23 protein-coding genes and 3 tRNA genes are annotated in these 25,461 nt (G+C 43.5%); 3 read left to right on the top strand and 23 right to left on the bottom strand.

Features of this window, described 5'->3' with window-relative positions:
* Window positions 1–518: 518 nt before the first annotated feature.
* The 4 genes from MHH93_RS11730 to MHH93_RS11715 all read right to left on the bottom strand — a co-directional run bounded on the left by MHH93_RS11730 (window position 519) and on the right by MHH93_RS11715 (window position 6,398).
* Window positions 519–1,460, bottom strand: coding sequence for a hypothetical protein (locus tag MHH93_RS11730; protein ID WP_500054189.1), 942 nt, complete (start codon window positions 1,458–1,460; stop codon window positions 519–521).
* On the bottom strand, window positions 1,460–4,372 hold the full coding sequence (locus MHH93_RS11725; RefSeq protein ID WP_500054188.1) for an ATP-binding protein: 2,913 nt from the start codon (window positions 4,370–4,372) through the stop codon (window positions 1,460–1,462). Before MHH93_RS11725 ends, MHH93_RS11730 begins: the two co-directional genes overlap by 1 nt.
* 1,026 nt (window positions 4,373–5,398) lie before the next feature.
* Window positions 5,399–5,484 (bottom strand) — tRNA-Leu (locus tag MHH93_RS11720).
* A gap of 464 nt (window positions 5,485–5,948) precedes the next feature.
* The gene (locus MHH93_RS11715) at window positions 5,949–6,398 is read right to left on the bottom strand and encodes a hypothetical protein (protein ID WP_500054187.1); all 450 of its coding nucleotides are present in this window, start codon (window positions 6,396–6,398) and stop codon (window positions 5,949–5,951) included.
* A gap of 207 nt (window positions 6,399–6,605) precedes the next feature.
* Between MHH93_RS11715 and MHH93_RS11710 the strand changes: the two genes are divergently transcribed.
* Window positions 6,606–6,830, top strand: a complete 225-nt coding sequence (locus MHH93_RS11710; RefSeq protein WP_500054186.1) for a hypothetical protein — start codon at window positions 6,606–6,608, stop codon at window positions 6,828–6,830.
* 193 nt (window positions 6,831–7,023) lie between these two features.
* Here MHH93_RS11710 and MHH93_RS11705 read toward each other — a convergent pair whose 3' ends face one another.
* Together MHH93_RS11705 and MHH93_RS11700 are read right to left on the bottom strand one after the other, a co-directional pair.
* Window positions 7,024–7,506 (bottom strand): NucA/NucB deoxyribonuclease domain-containing protein, encoded by a 483-nt coding sequence (locus tag MHH93_RS11705; RefSeq protein WP_500054185.1) that lies wholly within the window; start codon window positions 7,504–7,506, stop codon window positions 7,024–7,026.
* Between the two features lie 111 nt (window positions 7,507–7,617).
* Window positions 7,618–8,766 carry a sensor histidine kinase gene (locus MHH93_RS11700; RefSeq protein ID WP_500054184.1) on the bottom strand — a complete coding sequence of 383 codons (1,149 nt, stop codon included), beginning with the start codon at window positions 8,764–8,766 and terminating at the stop codon, window positions 7,618–7,620.
* A 312-nt stretch (window positions 8,767–9,078) separates the two neighbouring features.
* Here MHH93_RS11700 and MHH93_RS11695 point away from each other — a divergent pair, with 312 nt between their 5' ends.
* Window positions 9,079–9,267, top strand: coding sequence for a DUF6199 family natural product biosynthesis protein (locus MHH93_RS11695; protein WP_051447369.1), 189 nt, complete (start codon window positions 9,079–9,081; stop codon window positions 9,265–9,267).
* A gap of 141 nt (window positions 9,268–9,408) precedes the next feature.
* On the top strand, window positions 9,409–10,635 hold the full coding sequence (locus MHH93_RS11690; protein WP_500054183.1) for an MFS transporter: 1,227 nt from the start codon (window positions 9,409–9,411) through the stop codon (window positions 10,633–10,635).
* A 39-nt stretch (window positions 10,636–10,674) separates the two neighbouring features.
* Here the strand turns inward: MHH93_RS11690 and MHH93_RS11685 are convergent, their stop codons facing one another.
* The 17 genes from MHH93_RS11685 to pyrF form a co-directional block, all read right to left on the bottom strand.
* Entirely contained in the window at window positions 10,675–11,004 is a 330-nt protein-coding gene (locus MHH93_RS11685; protein WP_339235837.1) for a DUF1904 family protein, read from the bottom strand.
* A 157-nt stretch (window positions 11,005–11,161) separates the two neighbouring features.
* Complete coding sequence (locus tag MHH93_RS11680; RefSeq protein ID WP_083679583.1) at window positions 11,162–11,284, bottom strand: sporulation protein YjcZ; 123 nt, start codon at window positions 11,282–11,284, stop codon at window positions 11,162–11,164.
* Between the two features lie 116 nt (window positions 11,285–11,400).
* Complete coding sequence (locus tag MHH93_RS11675; protein ID WP_500054182.1) at window positions 11,401–12,075, bottom strand: hypothetical protein; 675 nt, start codon at window positions 12,073–12,075, stop codon at window positions 11,401–11,403.
* A gap of 171 nt (window positions 12,076–12,246) precedes the next feature.
* Window positions 12,247–12,426, bottom strand: coding sequence for a hypothetical protein (locus tag MHH93_RS11670; RefSeq protein WP_500054181.1), 180 nt, complete (start codon window positions 12,424–12,426; stop codon window positions 12,247–12,249).
* A gap of 146 nt (window positions 12,427–12,572) precedes the next feature.
* Window positions 12,573–13,388: an alpha/beta fold hydrolase gene (locus tag MHH93_RS11665; protein WP_500054180.1), complete on the bottom strand. Its 816-nt coding sequence runs from the start codon at window positions 13,386–13,388 to the stop codon at window positions 12,573–12,575.
* Between the two features lie 182 nt (window positions 13,389–13,570).
* Complete coding sequence (locus tag MHH93_RS11660) at window positions 13,571–15,121, bottom strand: tetratricopeptide repeat protein (protein WP_500054179.1); 1,551 nt, start codon at window positions 15,119–15,121, stop codon at window positions 13,571–13,573.
* Between the two features lie 226 nt (window positions 15,122–15,347).
* Window positions 15,348–15,773 carry a hypothetical protein gene (locus MHH93_RS11655; protein WP_500054178.1) on the bottom strand — a complete coding sequence of 142 codons (426 nt, stop codon included), beginning with the start codon at window positions 15,771–15,773 and terminating at the stop codon, window positions 15,348–15,350.
* A 179-nt stretch (window positions 15,774–15,952) separates the two neighbouring features.
* Window positions 15,953–16,026 (bottom strand) — tRNA-Ile (locus tag MHH93_RS11650).
* A 56-nt stretch (window positions 16,027–16,082) separates the two neighbouring features.
* A tRNA-Met gene (locus MHH93_RS11645) sits at window positions 16,083–16,156 on the bottom strand.
* A gap of 71 nt (window positions 16,157–16,227) precedes the next feature.
* Window positions 16,228–16,419, bottom strand: coding sequence for a hypothetical protein (locus tag MHH93_RS11640; protein ID WP_047843730.1), 192 nt, complete (start codon window positions 16,417–16,419; stop codon window positions 16,228–16,230).
* 107 nt (window positions 16,420–16,526) lie between these two features.
* The gene (locus tag MHH93_RS11635) at window positions 16,527–17,978 is read right to left on the bottom strand and encodes an ABC transporter substrate-binding protein (RefSeq protein ID WP_500054177.1); all 1,452 of its coding nucleotides are present in this window, start codon (window positions 17,976–17,978) and stop codon (window positions 16,527–16,529) included.
* 21 nt (window positions 17,979–17,999) lie between these two features.
* On the bottom strand, window positions 18,000–18,863 hold the full coding sequence (locus MHH93_RS11630) for an ABC transporter ATP-binding protein (RefSeq protein WP_500054176.1): 864 nt from the start codon (window positions 18,861–18,863) through the stop codon (window positions 18,000–18,002).
* 2 nt (window positions 18,864–18,865) lie between these two features.
* Window positions 18,866–21,775: an ABC transporter permease gene (locus MHH93_RS11625; protein WP_500054175.1), complete on the bottom strand. Its 2,910-nt coding sequence runs from the start codon at window positions 21,773–21,775 to the stop codon at window positions 18,866–18,868.
* On the bottom strand, window positions 21,775–22,884 hold the full coding sequence (locus MHH93_RS11620; RefSeq protein WP_500054174.1) for an efflux RND transporter periplasmic adaptor subunit: 1,110 nt from the start codon (window positions 22,882–22,884) through the stop codon (window positions 21,775–21,777). The genes MHH93_RS11625 and MHH93_RS11620 overlap by 1 nt, the downstream gene beginning before the upstream one ends.
* A complete protein-coding gene (locus MHH93_RS11615) occupies window positions 22,847–23,794 on the bottom strand; it encodes an ABC transporter ATP-binding protein (protein WP_500054173.1) in 948 nt (315 codons plus the stop codon). The genes MHH93_RS11620 and MHH93_RS11615 overlap by 38 nt, the downstream gene beginning before the upstream one ends.
* A 272-nt stretch (window positions 23,795–24,066) precedes the next feature.
* A complete protein-coding gene (pyrE, locus tag MHH93_RS11610; RefSeq protein WP_278298935.1) occupies window positions 24,067–24,708 on the bottom strand; it encodes an orotate phosphoribosyltransferase in 642 nt (213 codons plus the stop codon).
* Window positions 24,705–25,445, bottom strand: a complete 741-nt coding sequence (pyrF, locus tag MHH93_RS11605; protein WP_500054172.1) for an orotidine-5'-phosphate decarboxylase — start codon at window positions 25,443–25,445, stop codon at window positions 24,705–24,707. Before pyrF ends, pyrE begins: the two co-directional genes overlap by 4 nt.
* Window positions 25,446–25,461: the final 16 nt, after the last annotated feature.

Here is a 25,461-nt window from a genome sequence, read left to right as displayed (position 1 = left end):
CTATGGATAGTATACACCATTGTTCCGTCTCTTCATAAAAGTCAGATAAATGTACCTTCTGATATGTATTATGCAGGGTTTATGTTTATGAACTGCATGGTGAAGTGGTCAGGTATGATATCACATTCATTATTAAAGAACAAAAAAAAGATCGCATGCAGCTCGGTTAACAAGCGTCATGCGATCTTTCTTTTTTAGATGCCGAGGACCGGGATCGAACCGGTATGCATTGTTCTCCCCGTCAGTTCGCCAGCTTAAGCCTCCTGTTGCGTAAATACTTGGTAACGGTAAAGCCCGTAAAGACATGGAACATGCGCTGACAGTGTTATTTCGAAGTCAACTCTGATCAGGAGCTATCCTCAACCGCGATGGCGGAGTTCAAGTTATATGTTACTTAATCAATCGACCACTGAAGCTAACAGATCATTTTCAACATACTTCCCCTTCCTTTTCAACTCAGTAGAGAAACTAGCAGAGCCTGTTTATAATCGGGAATGCTTTAATTTGTCCGATGTTTGCTAATCCTCACTACTATATATCTTTAATTCTTTGTGCAAATCATGCATCATTTTTCCAAGTGGTTTAGTTCGCATGGCCTCTCTCGTAATCTCAGGGCCAAAAATAATTTTTTTAATATCATTATCAGTTAAATTTTCCGGACCTAATACATCTATCAACTCTCTCTTTTGCGAACTGTTATACATCTGCTCCCTCTCTATTAAATCCAGGACCTCTGAGCCATGTATTTGATAAGCCTCTTCAATCCTCATTGTATCAATATTGGTCTTCAGATAACCTTTGGAGTCTAAGGTAATTTTTATATCATCTAAATTTGTTCCAGTATATGAAAAAATCAAGTCCTTTCCCCAGTCAATACTGTTATCAAAAGGGGAAGCAAATACTGATGTAGAGGAACTTTTAACTCTGTTACAGTTGCCACAGACGGGAATGAGGTTATACAGACAGATCGCAAATAAGGGGGATACTGATCTGCTGAAAAAATGATCTAGTTGGGCACCTGATACATGCGGTGCTCTACAGTTAATGTAGTCTCTGTTACAGTAAGGACACACTGTGAGACCAGTGTTCTTAACAATTCTGACACGCATAGTTGAATAACTTAATTTTGAATTAGCAAGTAATTCGTAGGAGTCATGAATAGTCTTATAGATGCCTTTAATAGTAGTGCTCCCATCTTCATGAATGTCAAAGCACTCCTCCTGCTTGATACCAGTTGTCTCAGTATTTATAAATACTTCTGCAGCACTCAGCTTCTCAAATGGAGAAAGGATTAATACCTTGAATTTAAATTCATCTTCGATACCTTCAAAAAAGTTGCTCGGTAGAAATTTTTCACAACTCTTGATAATTTCTGATTGGATAGAAGATGATATTTTCGATTTTGCTGTAGTCCAGTACTCTCGCTCAAATTCTTCAGAATAAGTTTTAATTTGAATCATTACTTCACCGTGCTTTCTCGTTTTAACTCTATAATTCTAAGGTTCATTTCGGTCATCTCTTTTTCTAACGCTTCTATCTGCAATGTTTTAGTCCCCTGAATTCCCCACTCTGTTTTGCTGAGCATATCTAATAATTTTCTTTTATAAATCGGTTCGCCTATTTTATTAATCAAATCATTTATTTTCTTGAAAAAGTCTTTAGATTCTATATCTTCATTATAATAATGACTGAGTTCTTCTCTAATTTTACTCTCATCTCTTTTTGAGAGCCATTCCGTGATTCTCACAATCAGTTCCCGGCTGTATTCACCTATGGTATAGTCCATAAAGAAATTTTGTGTAAGAAGCTTATGAATATTTTGACCGAAGGTATCCTGAAATCCTTCTTTTTCCTTAGAAAGATAGGTAATATCTTCGTTGAGAATATCTGAAATAATGAATGGTGAATTAGTTGTAATAACCACTTGGAGTTTTGAATCTGTTTGAGTGACCGTGCGATCAATACTATCTATGAGTGTTTTAATATAATTTCGTTGCCATTCAGGATGATAATAAAGCTCACCCTCATCAATGAATATAAGTGCTGTTTCCCCATCTAAGAGTGCTTCGTCGAGGCTGAAATCATTTGGGCCTAACATATCCTCGAATTCCTTAACATATTTTTCATGACCCGTTAAGAACCAGTAGAGCTTGGAATGGAATGAAAACTTTGCATACTGCCCTGACGAGAAAGGTCCTAGATTGGCATCGGGTGCTGAGAGAAATGGCTTGAAATCTTCCAAACCTTCAATTGGTTGCTTAAGCATATGAGTTACTTCATTCAACAAATCACTTCTGAGAGTAAATATTTTACCTGTAGGCATATCAAAAAAATTGCCTATGTCTTCCTGTGTCAAATGCTTTAAAAAAGTTAATTGATAATATAAGTCTTTATTAAAAGCTGGACTAAACTTAGGCTGGATAAAATCTCTCTTATTCTTGTTGTCATGAGCTTGAGCCGCTACCTTGGTAGCCTTACGTTTACGTATAAAACTTGCTGCCTCAGAGTAATCGACTTGTTTGAAACTGTTAAGAGATTCGGCTATCTGTATAGCTTCTTTTTCTTCCACAGTCAAAACGTATCTTTCAGTTGTTTCTTTATCGACAAGCAGGCTATCTTGATTAGCACTGAGCATATTTGAAAAATATATGACTTTACTTAGTTCATTGTTACTATCATACGCATTACGATCAAATGGCTCTACCTGGGAAACAACTATATTTTCTATATTAGTTAAGTAGAATGTTTTGTTGTTTAGATGGAATACGATTACAAATTCACAACCCATATCTAAAATATTATATTTTGCATAGTCTCTTTCGCATACGCAGCCATTGATACAGGTAAGATTATAATCACGGATTAAATGAATGAGTTTAAAGAATGTGCTTCTTAAAAAGTCCACCGTACTACTTTTCCCTGCACCATTCTTGCCAACTATACAGGATAGTGAGTAAATATTTTTTCCGTAAAAATGCGGAATGATTGTCTGAGCTTCTAAGGGTACCAGTGCATTTAAATCATTGCTATATGTATATTTGTGATCAAAATCAACCAACTGCTCTCTAAGCCCTCTATATTGATTGAGATAAAGCATAGAGAAAATCAAATGATGATTATCGCCCATAGATGCTTCTTTTGAGATGGATCCAATTGGTTCTAGTGTTTCAGTAATTTTATCGGCATCTTCATCAATTAATTCTGGTTCGTCAGATTTTACAACATCATTTAGTTCTTGTTCAAACTTCACTGACCCATAATGATCTAATAACCAATCCTCGTATTTGAATGTTATATTTAACGGTTTGGATGTTTTTTCTAAATTATGTATAATAATCTTATTTTGATTAATTTCAAAAGATATATGAATAACAGCTTTGCGAACCACTATAAACTTTCTTTCTGCTACAAAATTGTTAGTCCAGTAAGTATATATCTTCTCGGTACTAGAATATTTAAGTACTCCTAATCTGTTTTTCTTTAGTTTACTGGTAAGAAAGTCATAATTACCACCAATGTAGTTATTTTGCCCATATGCTTTAACAAGAATGTTATTCATATAATTAGCTATAAGTAGGCTATCTAAAAAGAAAAATTTGTACTTAGGCTTTTCAACATCATTAATACAAGAATAATTAATTATTGTAAAAACCTGATTTCTGTAGACTTTATCATTAACTATTCTGTAAATTTCATAATTTTTAAGTAATTTATGTATTACCCCTTTAGGCAATCTACCAATATACTGGCTGATCAGTTTTATTCCATTGTAAGCAAAGCCGGAGTCACCAAATGTTCCTGCGTTAGTAATATGACGAAAAATCGCTGTTACAATATCATCTAAGTTCTGTCTCAAATTAACTTTTTCAGGATAATATTTACATAATAATTCAATCGCTTCTTCATTATCAGAAAACTTTCCAAAGAAATTTTTATAAAAATCAACTAATCCTAAGTAAAGTATTTTCTCAAAAAATGAATCTTCCAAGATGGAATGAAATTGTTTCCCTTTCCCTTCATCCTTTTTAATCAAACGTTGACTATCGAAAAGACTGTAGAAACCATAAGAGAAATGCCGTTGGCCTAGTAGTTTCTTATAATCCTCATAACCTTTAAGTCTTTCATGTTCTGGAATTAATAATAAAACCAGTTGTGTAGCAAAATACCTTACATTTTTTTCATAATTGTCGGTTACATATGCTTTCGAATGCTCTGCAAGTATAGCAGCCTCCTCTTGGTTAAAGAGATTAATGAGCTCTGATAATAATTCTTTTATGGTCATATTTCTATCATTGAGTAGAGTTTTCCCAGTAGGTACATAGTTTTTATAAACTTCAATTTTATTTAAAATATTCACCACGAAATTTTGCAAAAGAGGTCACTCCCACTATAATTAATATTTTCTCATGTATTCATTCATTGATAGAATAAGAGTTGGAATAGATACATTAACATGGTGAAAAACAAAGCAATTTTAACGTGATTCTACAATACATGTTGAATTAGAGGTACAGTGTCAACTATATGAGAGTATAATCGGTCTCCCGCACCTCCCACAATTCTACTTTATACCCCTGATCTATATCCAACTCCATAAACCACTCATATCTGGTCCAGAAAGCATATCTATGTTAGCTTGAATTATTTGTTGACCAGTTAGCTTTTTTAAAGAAGAAATCTAACGCTCAGCTTACAGGTTTCTTCGCAACTGTTTTCTACTTTCGTTTAGCCGTGAAGCATCACTTGTTTTTCCATAATGATCAGAGAATCTCTCCACTAAGCACAACTCCAATGATTTTGCGCCGAAAAAAAACCGCTGTAAACCTGAAACCTTACATTCGACATCATATGACTAATTCCTTCTTTTAGGTAAAATTAATAGGCATATTGATTCATGAAATATTCAACATTATAGTCCTGGTTATTATTAGCTATTGACGTAAGCATTGAGTGTGTTAATGCAAGCGGGGAGTCTCACTTAACCCGCTTGAAAGCTTTAAGTGTCTTCAGATCAGCAAAAAAGAAAAAATGTACATCGAGATAGAATGGAATATTCTGAGGAGGATGAAACCGCTGCTGGTAACCACTTAAATTTGGTGGCTATATTTGCTTGGTGCAATTATTGGTGGTTTCAGTCGGAGTGAAATAATTGTAAATATTTTGTGATTGATAAAATACGGATCAATTAGAGCATTTCCCATACTAAAAGTGATCAAGCAAATATCACAGATACGTAAAACGAAGCATCAGACGATTACATGTAAATGCCGAATTGGGACATGGGAAAAATTGCTGTCCCTACGCGGAACTCAATTACCTTTATTTTATCTAATCTAAATAAGCTGTAGAAAAACAAAAGATCCCTAATCATAAAGGGATCTCATGCTTTTCTTTAAGATGCCGAGGACCGGGATCGAACCGGTACGGTAGTCACCTACCGCAGGATTTTAAGTCCTGTGCGTCTGCCAATTCCGCCACCCCGGCAGGATTATGTATTTCTTGGCGACAAGAAATATCTTACCATGAACTAATTAACTTTGCAACACCTTTTATTAAAAATAATACAACTATATAAGTTTAACTAATAATTTACACGATAACGGAGAGAACAGAAAAAACTGAAAAAGCGAAGGTTCGCCTAAAAGCTTTCTGAAAGAAAGCTACATCGGAAGCATACGCTATCACCGGATTTTCCCTTTCAAAAGGGAATCGAAAAAATCTGGGGATAACAGCGATTAGAAGGTTGTTCTGTCATCGGAGTGTCTGTGTAAATATTCTTTAGTTCAACTTATATAAATGAAACAGGCACTGCAAGCGATCAGCTCACAGTGCCTAGAAAGTCCGAGTTGCGGTCCCGGACTTCCGGTAAACCAATCTATATTAAGGGAGGTGTGAGATAAGAATACCTTCCCAACATTAAAGAAACCTAAAATCAGCCTTAAATTAAACTAAAAAAGTAAAATCGGTCGAACACGAGCCGCCTCTTCCTCGCTGCACTCCACGATAACCAAGATATGGTCCTTTAACAGCCAATCTTCATAATACCGTGCGTCTTCTTCCGAGATCCCCGCTTCAGTCAGTGTCAGCACCAAATCATCGGTCTCACTCCCGATCTCATTGCCGGCGAGTCTGCGCACTGCTTTTCCGATCGACATCGTCTGATCCATCCGTTTCCCCAGACCAGCCAATATCCCTTTTAGCGCGCCAAAGGCACCATCCGTTCCTGCACCCTTTAAAGGTTTAGGCAAACCCGTCTTCTCGCTCACCAGCTCCAGATTAAGCTGTTCTTTCGCCACCGCTCCCAAGTACTTATCCTTAATACCTACCTCTTTAGCTTTATTCAGCATAATTATAGCCTCGTTCTCGGTACGGGCCAGCCCAATAATCAGTTTTGTCATTCCGTTCCCCTCCTTTTATCCTAATATAACCCCGTAATCCCCATTCAAAAACGGCTAATCCACAGCTAAGACAAATCACCTAGAAGATTATTGATTTCTCTTCTGGAAATCTATACCTAGTTCTGATAGACTAGATAAAGAAGACAAATTAACCATTGAAAACATTGACATATGGATTTATCATCTCATAATCAGGAGCAATGACTTATGAAAAAAGAGGTAGAAATTTCCATCCGGCGCAAGCAACAGATCATGGTTCGTAATACAAGCGGTCAGACGGTAACCGGATATCCCGAGCGTACCGCTGATACATCCATTCTCTCCTTACGTACGGTTCACGGCAGTCTATGGATACCGTTTGATGAGGTTGAACATGTTACGCGTCTGTTAAGCATCCGGTCTCATCATTTAAGCGGAATGCAACTCGTGTAGTCGGCTCCATAATCCTAGAAACTCAGTTCCACTATAGATACGTTAACTGTATCTATTTATGCCAGCACTTCATACCAAAAAACCAGACGCATGCACGTCTGGTTTTTCTCTTCTACTTATCCTGAACCACACTGCCACTGGCCTCACAACTCAGCCCTTACTATCCTTGTTTCTGTCCATCCATATCCTGTCGTTATTTCACTACAAACTTCACTCGTGTTCCATCCGGATATGTACTTAACTGATTCCCTACCCATGAACCTGCACCGCGATTATCCTTTGGGGTAATGTATTGGATATCTGCACCTGTTCCTCCTTCAGCGCACATTGCCATGGGCCACTCGTCACGATCCTTACCTTTTTTGACCGGAACACCCTTGAGTGATAGATCCCGATTGCCTTCAGCTCCACTACGATCAATGGTGCATACATCCGAATGCCCTGCCTTGATTGCAGCTTTAATATGATTGGCTGTTTCGGGATAGCGCTCTGAAGGAAACGTAATGGTATGGTCTACACTCTTATTCGTCCCTCCGAATGGATTAGGTATCTCCTCTGGCCATTCTCCCCCAGCCCAGGCGTAGAGGGCTACCAGCAGCATGGCTACCAGTGTAAGTACCTGCTTTTTGAAACCTTGCTTGCCTTTGCGTTTTCGTCCTGTGCGTCTCTTACTCATGCTGTGTCTCCCCCATTCAACACTTACATTATAGCAGAACGCCCGTTCGTAAAACAATTCAATACAATAAAAAAAAACAGCCGAGATCACCTGGCTGTCCTGCTTGTTTGGTTATCCTACATTGGGAATGGCCTGTTGGCGCAGCAAGGGCAGTATCACCTCAAACTGTGTACCTTTCCCCTCGGTACTTTCCACCGAGATCTGGCCATTCATCAGTTCCAGCAGTTCTTTGCAGATGGTCAGTCCAAGCCCGCTTCCGCCAAATCGGCGCGCATGGGAGATATCGGTTTGAGTAAATGCATCAAACAATTGTTCCATCTGATGTGGAGGAATGCCAATTCCCGTATCACGCACAGAGAATACCAATATCACAGTATCCATCAATTGTTTCCTCACATCCACCTGTAACTGCACTTCACCCTGTTCCGTGAACTTGATCGCATTACTCAGCAAATTATCCAGTACCTGCCGAAGTCTTAGCGGGTCACCGATAAGTACATCAGGAACATTCAGATCAGCATGACAGAGCAAACGTATATTTTTATTCTGCGCCGCAGGCTCATGTGTCTTTACAATCTGTTGGATCAGCTTCAGAGGTTGAAACTCAATGTTTTCAACATCCATTTTGCCTCTGCCCAGCTTCGCCATATCCAGGCTATTGTTAACGATGTTAAGTAGCGCCTCACCCGATTGACGTGCAAGTTCAAGGTATTCTTTCTGTTCATCCGTAGTTTCACCCATACTGGCAAGTTCGATCATACCCATAATGCCGTTGAGTGGCGTACGAAGCTCGTGATTCAGCTTTCCGATGAATTCCAATTGCCCTCTGCTGTTCATCTCAGCCATGGAAGTTGCGAACTTCAACTGTTGTTCGGCATACTTCCGTTCTGAGATATCGTATTGAATGCCTACAAAATATAAACACTCTCCGGATTCATTAAAGATCGGATCAATATTCAGTTCGTTCCAGAACTTCTGGCCACTTTTTGTATAATTTAAGATATCAATCTTAATGGACTGTTGTTTCTTTAATGCATCACGAATCTGCATTACCGTTTCGGGGTCTGTGTCCTGTCCTTGCAAAAATCGGCAATTCTGTCCTACAGACTCTTCATACGTGTATCCTGTCAGCCGGGTAAAGTGTTCGTTTACATACATGAGCGGAAGCTCAGGCAAGGTAGCATCGACCACGGTCACGGAGGATTTCACTTTCGAGATGATAAATTCCCACTGTAATGGGGATTGATTATGTTGGCTCATGCCTTCCTCCTTCATCTCACACATGTTAATGTTTATATAGTCTGTAATCGTACATTATATGGAGATACAACTAACCAAATGGTATGTGTTGATATAAAAACAATATATTTTAATTGTAACACAGTTATTCAAGTCATGTGGTTCTTGGGTAATAGTTGATAACTAACATTCGACAATAACCTAACGTTCATCAGGAGGAATACGCATGAAATTTCTGTTAATTATCATCATTATTATTTTGATTGTAGTCTTTTTTACCAGACGCAAACGTTAAGATGAGATCCGTTATGTAAGTAAGAAAGGAAGATGGGTATGAGAACCCTCTTTTTTATATTCATGGTGCTCTGTATTATCAATCTCTGTTTCCCCAAATTCGGCTGGTATCTGCGTTATGGCTGGATTTCCCGGGGTGAAGCCGAACCCAGCAGGCCTTATATGACTATGGTCAGAACAACCAGCCTGCTAATGTTGCTTATCGCCTTCACACTCGCTATGGCATAACTATAGGCACAAGAAGTGACTGCCCCGCTCGGCAGTTTCTTTTTTGCGTTGAAATGACGGGAAAATGATAACTTTGTTTGTGGTGCAAGGATGACATTGCCCGTAATATAGATGTATCGTTTCGGAAAGGACATCCTTGGCATGAACATCGCATTTTATCCATATTGGGCCGTCAAAACACTGCTCTCGCTTATTAATGTCATCTATATCATGGTCATAACTACATTTATATACGGTCACACTGGATCGGTACTCTATGCTGCAATGTTTCCCCTTATCCAGATCATTGCACGCACAATAGCAGGTTTCACTTTGCCATTACTTGTGAACCGTTTCGCATACTCCAAACTATTGATCAGCATTTCCATAGCCAAAACATTCCTCATGACCTGTATAGCTATTTCGTTGAATCATTTGATTTCACAGCTGCCGCTTCTCTTGATTGGCGTTGTTATACTATCCTTATTGGACGGATGGGAATCTCCGTTACTGAATACGTTAACGCCACGATTGGTTCAGGGAGACGACCTTGTGAAAGCCAATAGCCTACTTTCGCTCTCCAATCAGACAGTAACCATTGTCGGGTACGCCATGACGGGATTCGCCGTGATGAACTGGGGGGCGTCACAGACATTCTGGGCAGCTACAAGCCTGTCCTGGGCCGTTCTGATCTTCATGATTGCCATGGGCTTGCTCACACGAAATGTTGAACAACCTCAGAAATCTGCTGTATCACGGAATGAATTGAGGGAAGGCTGGAGTATGATTTGGAAGAATCCATCATTACGTCTGATCACGCTTATGGACATTGCCCAGACTCTTGCGGGTTCCATCTGGATCGGAGCTGTTACGTTGGCCTTTGCAAAAGAAGTTCTGGGACGAGGAGAAGGTTGGTGGGGACTCATGAACTCGAGTTACGCTGCTGGAACCATGCTTGGAGGTATTCTGGCTCTTGCACTGGCCAAACGTATTCAGAAGCATCTAAACGCTAGTATGACCATGGGTTCCCTTCTCTTCAGCCTGCTGACCGTCGTTTATGGTCTAAACAACCTGCCATGGCTCGCTTTGGTGTTATGCATACTCATGGGTCCAGTTCATCAGATTCGTGCTGCGGCTCAGCAGACAGCGCTTCAGAGCATTATTGTACCTGCCCTATCCCTAACCAAGGTATACGCCACACGTGGGGTCCTGATATCCACAGTGATGAGTGTATCCATAGTCATCTTTAGTCTAGTCGCCGATCAAATGGGCGTTCGATGGGTATACCTTATCAGTGGAGCCTTGTTTATCGTGTCTGCGATATGCTCTTTATCGTTGAGCCGGGTTCACAGGAGCGAGCATATTATTAAACATACGAGAAATATGTAAATCAAAAAGACGAGCATTATCTGCTCGTCCCTCACAACCTCAATCCAACCGATAATCTGTCAGCGGCTTTCCTTGTTTATAATACAACGTGGGTGACAATATGTTGAAGAAAATATGTACATCCGGCATGTACGCTTCTTCCAGAATAGCCTGCAACGACGAGGCAATCCGGTTATGAACCTCCTGATCACGTTGAAACATCAAAATCTCTATAGAAGCTGGAGAAGGTGTTAGCGCTTGTACATCATGACGCTCTGCCTTCATTCTCTCCCGTGGAATATGAGTAATAAGGGCCATCTGCTCTGTAATTTGGGGTACAACTTCCTCTAGCTGAGGACCTGTGAATCCTTTAAATCGAATAAACGGCATTGCTATCCCTTCAATCTCTGTTAATAGTCTCTTATGTGATTTTAAGCACATTGTTTTCAGTTGTCAAATGTCATGGATGACATATGTTGCATCAATAATAGGAGAAGCCCCGCCGAAGTCTCAGCGGAGCCCTTGCCTGCACGATTCTATACGCGACTTACAGCCAGAAAGATTTTGTGATGATTACGAGCAGGATGAAAAGCACAAGAATTGCACTTGTCGAAGTCCATCCGCCGCCAAATCCACCAACATTGCCACAACCGTATCCAACTTGACTCATTTGATTGGCCTCCTTTGAATTTCAAGGTATGCCATAACATATGCGTATTCCGCGGAAGTGACCGGGCGAATCGGCAAGTTCAGCAGCCCATTCATCTGTGATTCATGCCCGGTGACTTAAGCGGATGGGACGATGGTGATATTCACTCGGTTTTGTAGCGACTTCTGAGATGATGGGTCTGTATGCCCTCTGTCCAAAAGGATTGTACGAGTACGTGTATCACTTTGGGATGCCAGCACAACTTCTCCATCTGGCGCTATACAATAGGCAATCGAAATGGAGATCTCACTGTCGCGGTATGAACCATCCGCATGGCTTGTCCCCATGACAATGCATTGATGCTGCAAAGCAATCTGCCGAGCCTCTTCGACCCACTCACTGTACTGTTCTTCACTGAACATACCTACACCAATGGAATGCATTATAATGTCCACGCTTTTTATTTTCTCGTTGCTAAATCCCTGTAGGACCAACTCGTCACACAACAACGTACTTATCATCCAACCCTGTTCCTCAACCATCTCAGCAGGTGTGTATTTGGCTTTCTCCAATACAATCTCTCCAGCCTTACTGATGATAATCGATCGGTCCTTTGGACGTTCGTCCAGTCTGCGATGACCTGATACAATCATGGTTCCGTATTCAGCCGCCAGGCGGCAAGCTTCCTGGGCATTCTGATTCAAATAACCCTCTGGAAAAAACAATACATCTGCATCAGGATTTCTCCTCAATTCTTCTTCTAGTTGCAGCAAATGCTGTTCCAATCTTGGTTGTGCAATGATAATTTTCAACGGGCATCCCCCATTCAATAATAAAAGCCGATTCATACCTGAATAAGGTACGAAACCGGCTTAAAGGTTGTACGGACAGAACTCCTGCTCATCGTACTTTGCTTCAAAAGTAATTGGCTTTCACGCTATCGCTGAACGACACAATTACCTTTACAGTTCAATGATATGTAATTAGGCATTTCTACGTTCAATACTATCATATATAGCCTGCCCATCATAGCTTCGATCTGTAGCGATATCTTTCACAAAGAGGGCGCTTCCTGCGGCACTGTTTGCATTAACAGACAGAACGCTAATTGCACCTACAACCCACATGAATGGATATAATGCAACGGATAAGGCTTTTTTCATGTCTTTGTCTCCTTTTTTGTTGAAATAGATGATTGGCTGAATATCCCATTAATACGTTTACAACCCAATTAGGTTTCATTTTTGATGATCGTACTACATCGTCCATGCATATTAATCCTAGCATCACTTCTCTTTATCCAATTATTTCAATCCCTAAGTAATGAAATAATCTCATCTATAACAAGTGCAGGACTCTCTAAATGTACGTAATGGCCAGAACCTTCGACGGTAATATGATTGACTTTATCGGATAGAGTAGCCAAATCTTCTTGCAATTCTGCCCACTTCACTTCCATCTCAGGACCCATTCCGTGTTCCGTCGCTGAAATTACCGTTAATGGAGTTTGGCGCAATGCATCATTTTTACGTATTTTACCAACAAATGAAAAGCTCTTTGTCACTTCGGTATAGTCACCCTCTGCTGAAAATTGCGACTTATATAAATCTATAATCTCTGGTGGCAATGTTGCCAAAATTGCTTCTTCTTGATTTTCATGAGAAGAGTCTATCAGTACTGCGCCAGCTACCTCAGAAGTGTAACGATCAGCAAATGCTCTGACATTCAAACCTCCAATACTATGTCCAACCAGCAAATATGGACCAGGTATATTAGCTTTTCTTAGCAACTTATGTAATTCTTTCACTTGTTGTTTCGTCGTTTTATCTTTATTTGTATCTCCGCTAAGTCCCAGTCCAGCACGATCATAGGATACTGTCAAAGTATGCTTTGCTATCTCAGATTGAACTTCTGACCAGATCGTGGAACTATCTCCATACCCACTAATAAAAACTACCGTGGGAAATGAATTTTTTATTCCTTGTATTTCGGCATATAACGATACTCCAGTACTAACTTCATACAAACCACTCGAACCGACCTGGCTTGGTTTTCCTTCTACTAATCCTGAAGGAATCAGAAGCACGAGACAAAACGTCAAAATTAAAACTAACTTACTCTTCATTTACATATCCTCCTTATAATATTTGAAATGGGTTATATGTAAAGTATATCCATAATGGGTCATTATGTAAATTAAAGAATTATATTCTTTAATTTGTATCTCTATTGATTTCAGTCCAGTACACAAAACAGCGCTCCCCCGTATTCAAACGGAGCCGCACTGTTTTTGAGCCTATAAGAATATCATTCAAAACTTCTCAGTAAATCCCCCGCCTCTTCATGATCGGGTTCCAGAGCGAGCACTTGATGAGTATAGGAAAGTGTTTCTTCTTCCAGTTCAAGTTCATAACAGCACACAGCCAAGTCGTATAAGACTGCCGGGTTGTGGTTACTTGGATCTGCAACCAAGGATATCTCCAGAAACCGTTTCGCATCCTCATACATATACATCTCATATAACAACTGCCCTGCCAGAAATGCGAGCCCCCCTTGCTGCTCCATCACATAGTAAGACGACCACATCGTATGAATGCCAGACTGAATATCGAGCATTTCCTCATCACTTGCATCAGGAAGAAGACTGGAAATGTGCGTCGCACTGTGAATTAAGAATTCAGCATCATATCCACCCAGACGCCAAAAAGGCAAAATATGCTTCAACTCCATACGCTCTATTTGAGAGTCTACCCATTGTTTCATGCTGAAAAAGTCATCCGGTCCAAAACGTTCAACGAATCGATGGTAGGCTAGACGGGTATTCACATAACTGATGGGTTCATCCACCATCAACATGCATCCCACATTCAGATCTTTATAATGATGTGTTGTAAATCGTGTATGGGCACCTTGTTGCTCCAAGACATATTGAATGGCATGATAGTTGGCTGTTAAGGAAAAACTTCCGTGCAGAACAAATTCAGGAGGCTCTGCGAACTTCCAGTTATCCAGGCGATGATCCCCTTTATCAGCGGTAATTAACACATAACCTGACTGCGACAACTTTTTCAAACGATCCAGACAAGACAAGCCAATTGCCGGGAAAAGGATGTGAGAATCCTCCAGCTCCTCCTTGTACAATGTGATCAGTTCCGAATACGGATAGTTATCTGCACTGTATTCAGGCGCCCGGCGATACTCATAACTTAGCGTCATATTCTTCAACATCTCGGCGGGATCAAGTTCAAGACGACGATCGGGAGACTGAACAAGAAGATCACACTCATAGATCTCGCCATCCCCAATATAGATTAATTCCTGCGGAATGCTGTCAAAAAAGTAATTGGCAATCAACAACAATGGTTGTTTCAGATCACCAGGCCGAATAACCGTGCCTGCGAGGGTCAGGTTTAATTCCGTATCCGTTACAGCATCAAAACATGCAAAATCCACTATACCTTGTTGAATAAAGGATTGCATGGACGGGTGCTCTTTCCAACCCAGTACATTCTCCGCAACCAGATCTGTCATTACATATCGGAAAGGTGGTAACTGTATTCCAGCAAATTCCTTTAACTCCATCAGTTTCAGGAGAACTTGATGCGCCAAACGCCCTACACCCGCTCCTAGTTCAAGAATGGTCACAGTCTCGTTAACCTTTTCTTTGTTAGCGAGATCCTGAAGAAAGCCAAAAATCATCTCTGCATACGCCGTGGCAATCATCGGATTACTGGTAATATATTGAGGGACCTGATTCTCTGTCCAAGCCTGTAGACCCTGCTGTTCATAATAAGCTCTCTGCCAATCCCAGACTGGAGCTTCACTGTAACGAAAACGTTGACCTTCATTTGACATCATTAAAATGGAAACCTGCTTTCTATCACTAATTTCATAAAATTCTCGGATGTTCATGTACTATTTATGTCCAATACCATTCAATCTCTGTAATGTATTATATCATAGAACCCTATCTACTCGATGAAGTTAGTCTTCTCCTTCAACATGAAAAAAACCTGCTTTCGAGGGCAGGTCAGTGTTGTCTTTCATTTAGCGATCTAGTCTTACTAAGCAAGAGACCTCGACATCAGTCAGAATACAACACGCCGTCAAAGTTCTCAGGTCCTACGCGGACCGTACCGAGCAAGTTGGAACTGATAAATGCAGTGTACGTCAATTGAGGCGTGATAGGCGGATTGAAGTCATCTGCAGAGAACGTAATAATCTGAGGGGCAAGTATACTCAAGCTGAACGTAGACGTTGCGGAATAAATCACAGGATCCGTAGCCAAAGTTCCCCTAACAATTGTGATGGTTATACCAACAAGTGCCAAAGGAAGTTGCACAGACACCGTTCCTTTGAATTGTACCCGTGGGTTAGCTCCAATGCTACCACCTGTGACCAGACCAATCTGTCCAAATAACTGCGGAGTGTTAATTACAAGGATTGGTATAGCAATGGAGTTAGCCAAACTCGCATTCTGCGAGGTTCTTGCATCAATAAATTGACTCATGTAATCTACCTCCTATGTGTGGGATAGGATAGTATATGCGAGATTTGAGATATGGCATGGACATCCACTGAGATACGCAAAAAAGGGCAGATCAGAACAGCACCATGAATAAACACCTTGTTCTCCAGAGCTATATGGAGACAGAAAAAAACCCTTGCTAGGCAAGGGTTTTAAGAGTATGGGCCCTACAGGACTCGAACCTGTGACCAATCGGTTATGAGCCGACCGCTCTAACCAACTGAGCTAAGGGCCCTAGACATAATGTATAACGTGCAGATGATGGCTGTGAATCATCCAAGTGAAACTCAATTGCGGGGGCAGGATTTGAACCTGCGGCCTTCGGGTTATGAGCCCGACGAGCTACCGGGCTGCTCCACCCCGCGTCAGTAAAAAATATTAAAACAGCGACTTAATTAATATACACCATTCTATCCCAATAAGTCAAGGGGTAATGTCAGGGAATAAAACGTACACCGTAACGTCCTTTGCGTGATCGATAAACTTCCACTTCCGCCGGTTCATTGTGTCCATAGATCCATCCGTCCTGCTCCATACGTTTGGCCAGACATCCTGCCTGAAACTTGGTTGCGTACAACTTGCTGAAATATACCCAGTGCATACCACTCGTCCTTTCCGGAGTCGTCATTTATTCCTGCTTTTTGTAGAATACCCCATTTTCATAAAAATAGCCGCTAAAGATTAAAATCTTCAGCGGCTATCCTTAAATTATGCTACTAAATCAACTCTCATTGCTCATTGAAACGTGGCTTTAGGGTCCTTTTTCAATTTTTCCAACATCTCGTTACCTTTAGCTGCCCACTCACCAAGCGCTTCTTTTGGTGTCTTTTTATTCTCAAGTACCTGATTGAAATATTCCATTCCTTTTTCGTTTACTTGCCATAAGCCTGGGGATTTTTGATACAGTTTATCCAGATTAGTATTCGTTGGCGGAATAGGCTTCAGAGAATAGAAGGCTTGAATGTTGTAATCCAGGCCATCTTTAGGCTTAATGAAGCTCTTCCGGGATACCATCTCATAGCTGCTGCGTGCTTTGATTTTGGCCCAATCTTCACTGTTCATATATTTGATCAATTCCCAAGCGTCATCCGGGTTCTGAGCAGCACTGTTGATTGCCATCAAGTTGCTCAGATAGATGCTTCCTCCGATTTCAGGAGCTTCCGGGTGAACTGGAGGTGTAACTACATCCCAATCTACCTTCGTAAAATCTTTCATTTTATCTGCATTTTTATTCGCATCAATTAATTGATTGATATAGCTATAATCTCCGATAGCCATGGCTGTCTTGCCGCTCAGGAACAGGTCACCCTGAACCGGATCATAACGTCCACTCGGATTCTGATCCTGCGGCTCGTCACCTTTAGGAATCACTTTGTCAATGGCAAGTTTGCTGATGGTGCTCCACACTTTCTCCCATTGAGGAGAATCTACGGTCATCTTCTCTGCTTTGTCGTCAAACGTCTTCAACTGCAACGAACTATAGTACTGCTGCATGGAATAATAAGGCGAACCACCCTGATATGTCGTGAAGGCGAAACCAAATACGTGATCTTTACCTTCACCTTTTGTAAGTCGGGTACCCAAATTGAAGATATCGTCCCATGTCATGTTGTCCGTTGGCGGTTCCACACCTGCTTTTTCAAACATACCCTTGTTATAGAACAAAGCGGAAGATGAGAACGTTGGTGTCAATGCATAGATGCTCTGATCCCCCAGATCTTTGATACCCTCCAGCACACTAGGAACAATGTCAGTGGTGTCAAACTTATCTTCCTGCATCAGCGGGTCCAGTTGTTTTACCATATTCTCCTGAATTAATGATTTGACTGTAGAGGTATCTGCTACGATGACGTCAACCGGGTTATCGCCAGTCATAATCTTCTTCAGACTTTCCATCGTATCCGGAACTTCCTGCTGTTCTTCGGTGTTGCCATACCCATACATGCTGCTCTGATCAACGGCAGCTACAATCTCAATGGTTACATTGGGATGGGTCAGCTCAAAAGCATCAGTAAATTGTTGACGGAAATAACTGTCGTCTTGCCCTCCCCACATTGTAGCCACACGTAATACACGCTGCTCTGTATCCTTCGCCTCACTTGCCGTACAGCCAGCAATCAGCGGCAATGCTAACGTCGCAGTAGCCACGACAGCCAGCACACGTTTTCCCCACAACCTGTTCTTCATCTCCCAATTCCCCCTCATTAATTATCTTGGCGGTGTAATGACAATGCGTTCACCGTCAAATTCCAATGTAGCCCGGTTATCAATGGATAAGGCCTCCAGGTATTCTTTTGGCACCTGAAGCCGCCCTGCACGGTCAATAATGACGAATGCCTCATGAATGTCCGGCATACCCGTTTCAGACAAGTTATGCTCATCATCCAAATTCGGGTTGCGCTTCACAAACTCGGTACTGGTCAAGCCGTCCCGGATCGCTACGATCCGGTCTACCTTACCAGCTAGCGTCAAATCATGGGTAACGATGACAATCGTAACGCCGAGTTCCTTGTTCATTTTACGGAAAATGCCCATGATTGTATCACATGTCTCGGAATCGACCGAACCGGTTGGTTCATCTGCAAGCAGAATTTTGGGACGATTGGATAATGAGATCGCAATCGCTACCCGTTGCTGCTCTCCTCCTGACAATTGATGCAATTTGTTATGCATACGATCTTTAAGGCCTACCCATTCGAGCAACTGTTTCGCGTAAGCACGATCACGCTTGCCTCCCAGAATCATGGGCGTCTCCACATTCTCCAGTGCCGTGAGATAAGGCAGCAAGTTACGACCGTTATTTTGCCAGATAAATCCTACGGTATGCCGTTTGTACTCGACCAATTGAGCATCAGTCATCTTGAGCAGATCCCATTCTCCCACAACAGCCGTTCCGGCAGTAGGACGATCAAGCCCGCCCAGAATATTCAGCAACGTCGATTTACCGCTACCGCTGTTACCAATGATGGCCATCATTTCACCTTGATTGACAGTCAGGTTGAGACCCTGAAGGGCAACGACTTCCACATCGCTGGATTTAAAAATTTTGACAAGTCCTTCGCATTGGATCACGTTTACCTCTCCTCTCCCATTTTGACTGCCTGGTGAACCCGTAGTCTGCGAATCTGCCAGAGCAACATGGTTGCACCAATGACCAGCATCACCACAGTGACCCCATACAGTTGCAACATATCCTGCTGTTCAAATACAATCCGGAACGGAGGTACCTGAGCAGATACATTATCCGTCGTCTGCAGGAATGGCAGGAATAAACGACTCGACACCTGACCAATACCAAGACCAAGCAGGATCGACAGCCCCGCCGTGAAGACCTGCTCCAGCAGCAGCATACCGCTTAGTTGTGCCCGGGATAATCCCATGGCGCGTAATACACCAAACTGCACAACACGTCCAGACAGGTTAAAGAACCAGTACAGCACGTATCCAATTAACGAGATAATAACGGATACCAGGAAACCAAGACTCAGAATCCCGAATACACCTCCTCGTGATGGGTGTTTACCCTGAGATACCAATTCGGTGCGTACGTCACGCACAGAGGATAACTCAATGCCCTCTGCTGCAAGTTTCTCCATCAAAGGAGCCACCTTGGCATCCGGTTCCATTTTCAGCCATACCTCATAAGGAATCAGAGGCACCTGATCATAGATATAATCAAGATTCGCCACGAAGAATGGCATCTGATCCGGATACTGAGCGGGCCAGTAAGGAATGATGCCAAAGACGACGAATTCAATCGCTTGTCCCTGTACACCCATGGAGACGAGATCTCCGGTCTTGAGCTTGAACTTGTCAGCAAATTTGGAAGAGATCAATACAGCTCCTTCATATTTACCAAGCAAGTCAAGGTACCTGTAGGGATGTGCCGGGAACAAATCATTGCGGAACCACGCCACTTGAGCAAAGTCCACATTATCAATGCCGACCAGCATTCCCTGTCCACCCGATTTACCAGAGACGATAATATTACCCTTGGTCTGCAGCACTCTTGCTGCATGTTCCACCCCATCTAATCTGCGGAACACTTCAAAAGGAGGTTCGGAGTAGATGACTTTGGATGGTTGCGAAGATCCACCGCCGCCACCTGGAGCACCTCCACCTCCACCGCCATTTCCTCCGCCGGGAGCGCCACCAGAACCACCGCCGCCTTGTTGACCTCCACCTGAACCACCATTCTGTCCGGAACCAGGCTTAATCTCAGGCGTTCCTTCCCATACGGTCTGCATGATCACATCCGACCCATAACGATACAGCGTACGCTCGGTGGAATTCAGATCAATTGTCCGGGCCGCAGCCGAGTTATACACTCCAAGTCCCAGTGTTAATACAAGCAAGATCATCAACGGATAATAGGACGAAGATGAACGCGATAGTTGCGTTAATGTCAGATATAACGGGACCGGGAGAAACTTGCGGCCGATCAGCTGAATAAGCTTCAATATCCACGGGAACAAGCGCAAGAAGAATAGTCCAAGCGCAAAGATCGCAAGTGCGGGTACAAAGAACAGGAACGGCTGTACCTGCAGCTGATCGGTTGTCATTCCCGTCTGGAAGGTCAACATCTGACGTTCATAGAAGAGGTAGTATCCATATCCAGCCAGACCCAGTAACACAACATCCAGGAACCAGCGTTGCCATACCGGCGCACGGTCTGTACGTGCTTGCCGCCGTTTGGCAGATACAATCGTTGCCCGTGCATAGGTTATCGCAGGGATAAGTGATGCGATGATCGCAACAAGGACCGCTGCTACGCCCAGCAGAATAGCTTCTTTGGATACACCGATCGGAATGGACTTCCGATCTACGAACGAGAGAAAACCACTTGCTGAACCGATACTTTTAGCCATAAACCAACCGAGCAACGGTCCAATAACCAGCGCAATAGCGCCCAGAAATATGCCTTCAAGCAGGTAAAGAGAGAAGATCTGCCGAGCTGAAGCTCCACGGCTGCGCAATACCGCAATATCACTCTCTTGCTTCTGTAATGACTGTCTGGCGTTCATCGCAATAAAATAAAAGACCATCGCAATCATCGGTGCTGCCAAGGTAAACAGCATCGTCTGCAATTGCAGACTCTGACTGCGGAACTGCTTAAGCAGGTCACCGAAGGTAATGTCCACTTTCGTATCTTTCAGCCGCTGATAGAGATCGATATCCAACCTTTCCAGCACGGAAGTCAGTCCTGATAACTGGCTGGTTTGAATTTCTTTTAGATCAAAGGCATAATACCAACGTGAGTTTTGAAGTGGAATCCCTTTTTCCTTCAGTAAAACATCATTAAAAACCGATTCATCCACATAAAGTCCATTCATCATGCCGTCAAATCCTTGTACCCAGTAAGGGCTGTTCGGATCATCTGCCTTGAAAGACCCCGTAATCTTTACCCGCAACGTGATATCAAGGCCGCTATAAACCGGATATTCCAGAATGTCACCAATGTGCAGATCGTTACGGTACATACCTTCTTCCAACATGACTGCCTCGATCGTGTCATCTTTGACCTGGTTTCCAGGTTTCACCCCTGCAGAGTAATTCACCTGTGCAGCCAGCCCACTCATCGTCCCCAAACTCATACTGCGTGCTCTGCTGGCATCCACTTTGGTTGGATCTTCCGGGCTCACCTCTGTGCTGCGAATGGATCTCGAATTCACATACGTATGGAAAGGAAACCCGATGTCGCGAGGAACATCCTCACGAATATAACGATCCACTTCGTCCAGACCCCGTGTGTCTGTCTTCACACCCCCGGGTGCCTGATAACTCATGAGCAACGAACCGGCCGGCAATCCTTCACTGTTATCCTGCAGCGTTTGCGCGACGACTCGTTTCAACGCACCATCGGCATACATGGGGATACTGACGGTGAACGCAACCGCCACAATTAATCCGATCAGTGTGCTGAAGGTCATCCAGCGCGTGTTCCACATTTTGCGGAACAGCAGTCGAAGCAATGGCAGCCCCATTAGCGTCCCACTACTTTCTCGCCTACGGTCAGACCTTTCAGAATCTCAACATCTGTCGATGTCTGCTGACCAACTTCAACGTCCACTTCACGCTTGCTACCATCACTCTCCACGACTTGTACGTACGTTCTTGAACCGATGGAGCGTAAAGCGGATACAGGAATCACTATCGCGTTCTCGGTACGCTGCGTTACAATCGAGACCGATAGAGGTGTGCCACGTTCCACGCCTTTTGGCATTTTTGCAAGTGTAACGATAACATACTTATCCAGCGTTTCCTTCGTTGGGGGCGTCCCGCCTTCCCCCGTTCCTTCGCCACTGCCGCTTCCCGATGCTTCAGCAAGAGGCATGACTTTAATTTTGCCAGCGACTTTACCGGCTCCATTAATGTCCACTTCTGCCTTCATACCGGCTGAGAACTTCTCCAGATCTTCCTTGGCAAAGGTAGCTGCCACAACCAGATTCGATGTATCCGCAATCGTAGCAATCGGATCATACGCTTTCACGGCTGCGCCCTTCTCAACCTGCACAGCAATTACGGTGCCACCGAATGGAGCCGTCAACGTAGCTTTGCCCAGTTGCGCTTCCAGATCGGCGAGTTCCTGGCGCAGTTCTTCAAACGCAATCGTTGCCTCTTCGAACTCCACCGGGTCCATCTCATCCTTCTTGCGCAGTGTTTCCTTCATCTGAACTTCAGACTTGCGAATAGCCAGTTTCTTGCCACGGATCTCCTTCTCCACACTCTCCACATCGAGCACGGCCAGAAGTTGACCCTTTTTCACTTTATCCCCTGGTTTAACATTTAACTCTTTGACATGCATGCCATCGAGTGTGAAGTACACCTTCTCTTCCCGCTGACTCATCATCTTGCCACTGCCACTTACTCTTTTCTCCAGCGTTTCTGTTCGGACTTCATATTCCGGTTTCTTGGAGATCGTTGGCGGCGTAATTGGCGGAAGCACTTCTTCCTCTGTTTCTGACGGCAGCAATGAGCAGCCGGACATCGTTGCAACCATTATCGCACCAAGTACAATAATTGCTGCGCGTTTCCCCCTCTTCGGAGCGGCCTCTTTACTTGATAAATCTGCCGTCCGCCATTTCATAAACATGGTCCGCAACCTCCAAAATTGTAGGATCGTGTGTAGTCATACATATCGTTACTTGTTCTACTTCAATAATATTGCGGAATACGGCCATGACCTGAGCGCCCATTTTGGAATCCAATTCCGCTGTAGGCTCATCCGCAAGCAACAATCGGGGTCTGTGGGCAATCGCCTTGGCTATTGCTACCCGCTGTTGCTCTCCCCCGGACATCTCGAAAGGTCGGTGCTTCACCCGTTTGGATAGTCCAACCAGGTCCAGACAGTGACCAACCCTGTCTTTCCATTCCGCTCGCGGAACATCCGCCATTCGCAGCGACAGTTCTACATTTTCCCAAGCAGACAATAAGGGCATGAGTGCATAGGCCTGAAAAATAAAACCGATTTCTTTGCGCCGCAAAGCGGTCCGCCGCCGGTCTCCCCAATCCTGAAGAGGCTGGCCGGAGAACAGAATGTCTCCACTTGAAGGCTGATCCAATCCACCGAGCATATTCAGGAGCGTTGTTTTGCCTGAGCCCGATCGCCCCTTCAGCATGACCAGTTGTTGCGGATTCACTTCCATATCAATGCCTTTGAGCACATGAATAATGCGACTACCTGTCTGGAAACTGCGATGTACATTACGCACCTCCAGTACAGGTCCATCATATGGAGGCAGCATATCCTTCTTCGGTTTGATCTTCTTCAGGGGCTCATCAACGGTAGTTACCGCAGCTGCAACTACTTCATCTGAAGCGATTTCACTTTCTTGTAACAGAGGTTCACTCGACGGATGATCGTGTTCATTGTTGTATGTATTTTCTCCCGAAACCGTCGATGCCTCCAGCTGCGCTTCCCACTGTTGAATTTCATCGCCTGACTGGCTCTTGGCAGGTCTTTTTCTGAGAAATAAATTCTTCATGCCAGCAATCACGCTCATCCTTTCTTCATATCCCGTTCACTTCTTCAAAAAACCTAAAATTAGAAATCTGTTCCAACCTACACTGAATTATAAACGACCGATCACAACTAAAAGTTACAAGCTTTTTACAACGGTATCGGGAAAAAGTTAATATTTTGATGAACAAACGAAAAAAGCACCCCAATGTATGGGATGCCTCTTGCTTATTCGATGGTTTTGCCGCTATGACGGCAATCATTACAATTTTGATACCGTTTAACATTGAACACATATTGCATCATGCAATGATATTATTTACCAAATGAAGAAGGATCTTCACGCCAGGATTTAAGCAACTCAAAGTCACTCTCCTGAATCGTTCCCTGAGCCAAAGCCACATCCATCAGCGCCGTGTAATTGGACAACGTCTGAAGTGGAATTCCAGCTTCTTCGAATGCTTTAACACCTTTGTCCAGCTGGTAGCTGAAGATCGCAAGCACAGCGAGAGGTGTTGCACCTGCTACGCGTACGGCTTCTGCTGCTTTGATCGAGCTTCCACCCGTGGAGATTAGATCTTCAATGACAACCACTTTCTGTCCTTCGGTAATCAGGCCTTCAATCAGGTTCTCCTTACCGTGTCCTTTCGCTTTATCACGAATGTAGGCCATCGGCAGATTCAGCTTCTGAGCCACCCAGGCCGCATGCGGGATACCTGCGGTTGCCGTACCCGCGATGACTTCTGCATCGGGGTATTGGTTACGAATGATCGTTGCGAAGGCTTCAGCAATATCGTTACGAATCTCGGGATAGGACATCGTTAAGCGGTTATCGCAGTATATTGGTGATTTGATACCGGATGTCCATGTAAATGGTTGCTGTGGACGCAACGCCACGGCTTTAATTTTCAACAGTTGGGAAGCAATATGATTCGGAATCTCATTTAGTTCGATCATGCCTTCAACATCTCCTTCAAAATGGTTTCTGCCGCTTCTCGCGGATTGGGAGCGCCTGTAATGGGTCTACCTACAACAATGTAATGACTGCCTCTGGCGATGGCTTCACCTGGCGTCAAGACGCGTGTCTGATCTCCCAGACCACTACCCGCTGGACGAATTCCTGGTGTAACGGTGTGAAAAGCACTACCACACGCTGCCCGAATTGCGGGCACTTCCAGTGGAGAAGCAACAACCCCATCCAGTCCAGCCTCTTGGGCCAGTCCTGCATAACGGACCACAGCAGCTTCCACACTTCCCGGGATGCCAATCTCGTTATTCATCGTTTCCAGACTTGTACTGGTCAGTTGAGTGACCGCAATGATCTCGGGCTTGCTAAGGGAAGGATCAGCAGCTATAGCTGCCTCAGCCCCTTCACGTGCAGCACGCATCATGATCGTTCCACCCGCTGCATGCACATTAAACATGTCTACCCCAAGACGCGTGATACTCTCAGCGCCGCCACGAACGGTGTTGGGAATGTCATGCATTTTCACATCCAGAAAAACGGAATAACCTTTGGATTTCAGCTCCCGAATGAAGTCTGGTCCTGCTGCGTAGAACAGCTGCATTCCTACCTTGAGATAACAGGGAATGCCTTCAAGAGCTTGTACCAATGCTTTCGCTTCTTCCGCTCCAGGATAATCCAGTGCCACCATCAGACGGCCAGCCATTTCATTAAAATTCGCGTGATTCATCACCAGCACTCCCCTC

The organism is Priestia sp. FSL H7-0729, assembly GCF_038005685.1.
In the GTDB taxonomy this organism is placed as follows: Bacteria; Bacillota; Bacilli; order Paenibacillales; family Paenibacillaceae; genus Paenibacillus.
Note: the sequence above shows the minus strand (reverse complement) of the source record. Positions and strands in the feature narration are given on the sequence as shown.